A 1,030-nucleotide genomic window follows, 5' to 3' on the forward strand; every position below is an offset into this window, starting at 1 on the left:
TGTGGAGTCTCATGAGGTTGTCCTCGGGTAACCCAAGGACGCTGATGGGCGGTTTATGGTCAAGGCTGCCATGTTGCCGGTGCCAATTGTAGTCATGCAGCCATCTGGGTAAGTGCTGAGCACGTTCTTCGGCATTCCGATATGAGAATGCGTAGGCCCACTCGCGCATGGCGGTCTGAATGAAGCGCTCTGCCTTGCCATTTGTTCGTGGTCTGTAGGGTTGCGTGAATCGATGGCGTATCCCCAACTCTTGACAGGCATTGGCGAACGACTTGGAGCGGTAGCAGGGGCCGTTGTCAGTCAGAACGCGGCGGATCGTGATGCCCAGGCTCGCGTAGTAGGCCACCGCGGCCTTTAGGTGGGCAATAGCCGAGCGCTTGCCTTCATCCGGATGAATTTGGGTGAAGGCCAGCCGGGAGCGATCGTCGATCGCGACATGGACGAATTCCCAACCAGCTCCCATTGAGCCCTTGGTCCGAAAGCCAGTCACTCGGTGCCCGGGTTGCCGAAACCGAGCGAGCTTCTTGATGTCCAGGTGAAGCAGGTCTCCCGGCGATTCATGCTCGTATCGCCGGGGAGGCTCCTTGGGCTCCAGGCTTGCCAGGCGATTGAGCCCGTTGCGCTGAAGAATACGGCCGACAGTCGCCCTTGAGAGCCCTGTGAAAGCGCCGATGCGGGACAGCGTCCAGCGCCGATGGCGTAGGGCCACCACCTGCTTGTTGAGACGACCTGGTGTCCGCCGTGGTTGGCGTTTTGGGCGTGAACGACGGTCTCTCAGGCCAGACAGGCCTTCGTGCCGATAACGCGCGACCCAACGGCGCACCGTCTTCGGATCGACCTCAAAAGCTCGGGCTGTTGCCCGAAAACTCCAACCACTGGCGAGAACTCGATTGACGAGACGGGCTCGACCTCGAGGTGTTAGCGCGGCATTCTGATGGATGTCCACGGGACCCTCCTGTCATGGATTGCTTGGTCGGCAAACTCAGCATCCATTGGATGGGTTCCGTGGACAACCTGTTGAGAGATCACA

Annotated in this window: 1 protein-coding gene; it reads right to left on the reverse strand. The window is 59.7% G+C overall.

Annotated elements, in window-relative coordinates; genetic code table 11:
• Positions 1–946, reverse strand: a 946-nt coding sequence (locus tag FAZ79_RS11290; protein WP_136868056.1) for an IS481 family transposase, incomplete at its 3' end; no start/stop codon positions are given.
• Between the last annotated feature and the right edge of the window lie 84 nt (positions 947–1,030).

Origin of the sequence: Guyparkeria sp. SB14A, assembly GCF_005096345.1 — a bacterium.
Classification (GTDB): Bacteria; Pseudomonadota; Gammaproteobacteria; order Halothiobacillales; family Halothiobacillaceae; genus Guyparkeria; species Guyparkeria hydrothermalis.